This is a genomic window from Aurantimonas sp. C2-5-R2 (genome assembly GCF_036549495.1).
Taxonomy (GTDB): Bacteria; Pseudomonadota; Alphaproteobacteria; order Rhizobiales; family Rhizobiaceae; genus Aurantimonas; species Aurantimonas coralicida_A.
In genome coordinates this window covers 1-1,498 of the sequence record NZ_JAZHLJ010000220.1, presented here as the reverse complement: position 1 = coordinate 1,498, position 1,498 = coordinate 1, and the positions used below count along the sequence as shown (strand labels likewise).

The window sequence follows — 1,498 nt, the reverse complement described above, 5'->3', positions numbered from 1 at the left end:
GCGTCACATTCACAGACGGCGTCGCCACGCAGGGCGCCGACAACCGCGCCGCTTGATCAAGCCGCGTCACCCAAAATCGGCCATAGCTCCCGACGCAAGCAAGGGGGCGGCATCGAGGGAGCCGGCATTGAGTATGGCTCCGACCTGCTCAAGCGTGGCAACGATCATCGCCTGCTGCCAATCCGGCAATGTCTCGAACTGGGTTGCAAATGTCTTTTGAAGAGGATCGGGGGCGGCTGCCAGAAGCGCACGTCCAGAGCCGGTTGCGGATACCCACACCACGCGTCTGTCCTGCACGCCGCGCGTGCGCGTAACCAATCCTTGAGCCACCAGCTTATCAACCAGAGAGGTTGCCGTTGCCTGTCCGACACCCGCTCTCTTTGCAATGGCCTTCGACGTTACGCGGTCGGCGGAAGCGACGATTTCCAGGACGATCAACTGTGGTGTCGTCAGCCCCGTTTCACGCGCGAGAGAACGCGCGTTGAGCTCTGTGGCACGTAGAATTCGGCGCAAGGCGATGAGGCTGGTCTTTGTTCGATCTTCCATGTCGATCTCTTTGTGCCAGAATCCAGAGTGGCGGCAAAGCATACCCCTTGAATGGAAGGTAAGCAGTATATGAAACTCAAATGAAATTGATCTTCGGGATCGAGCAACAATTGGCGGATTCAAGCGGTCGCCGCAACACCAATTGTGTTCACTCATGGCAGCAACTCGTCAAGCGCCTCTGCGCGATACTGTTGAAAAAGTCGGCAATTGCCAAGGTCGATGAGGGCTGATTCACTCGGGTCATCAAGGAGGCATTGCCATGATGGGTGAACGGCGGGTCGATCAGACGGCTCTACGAGTTCTCGTTGGAAGGACACGTTCCGTCGAACCACCTGCTGAGGTCGATCGACCGCTTCGTGGACCTGTCGGATCTGCGGGCGCATCTGGCCCCGTTTTTACAACCTGCTCAACCTGTATCTCTCGATTGTCCTCGACCTCTTCTCCCGCGCGTTGTCGGCTGGACCACCAACGACCGGCTGCATCGAGCCTTGGCCCTCTCGGCTCTCAGGAAGGCTCTGGTCATGCGCCAGCCGGCTGCGAGTCTAATCCATCATTCGGACCGCGGCAGCCAATACTGCGCTGTGGACTATCAGGGCGAACTCCGCAGAAACGGCATCCGGATCTCAATGTCGGGCAAGGGAAACTGTTACGATAACGCCATGGTCGAGACGTTCTTCAAGACCATCAAATCCGAGCTGATCTGGCGAACGCGCTTCCAGACCAGGCACGATGCCGAGCAGGCCGTTGCCCGCTACATCGACGGCTTCTACAATCCTGTAAGGCGACACTCCGCCCTCGACTATCAAAGCCCGGTGCACTTCGAAAACCGCGCCGCAAATGAGCAAATGCCTCTCCATCAAAGCGGCTCTTGCGCATGTTGTGTGGTCTTGAGGCGTCGCGACTCTTTCTAACACCGCAGATGATGCGGTGGAGGAAGCATGCCTCAAATATC

The 1,498-nt window shown here is 57.9% G+C and carries 2 protein-coding genes and 2 pseudogenes; 3 read left to right on the top strand and 1 reads right to left on the bottom strand.

The window, feature by feature from the left end; genetic code table 11:
* Positions 1-66: 66 nt before the first annotated feature.
* Complete coding sequence (locus tag VQ044_RS25095) at positions 67-546, bottom strand: MarR family winged helix-turn-helix transcriptional regulator (RefSeq protein WP_327651513.1); 480 nt, start codon at positions 544-546, stop codon at positions 67-69.
* 80 nt (positions 547-626) lie between these two features.
* On the opposite strand from VQ044_RS25095, the gene VQ044_RS25090 reads away from it, so the two are divergent.
* The 3 genes and pseudogenes from VQ044_RS25090 to VQ044_RS25080 form a co-directional block, all read left to right on the top strand.
* Positions 627-776, top strand: coding sequence for a hypothetical protein (locus VQ044_RS25090; protein WP_327651514.1), 150 nt, complete (start codon positions 627-629; stop codon positions 774-776).
* A gap of 29 nt (positions 777-805) precedes the next feature.
* A pseudogene (locus VQ044_RS25085) lies at positions 806-942 on the top strand (IS5/IS1182 family transposase); the annotation flags it as partial.
* Positions 943-957: 15 nt separating this feature from the next.
* Positions 958-1,457 (top strand): annotated as a pseudogene (locus VQ044_RS25080) (IS3 family transposase); the annotation flags it as partial.
* Positions 1,458-1,498 lie beyond the last annotated feature (41 nt).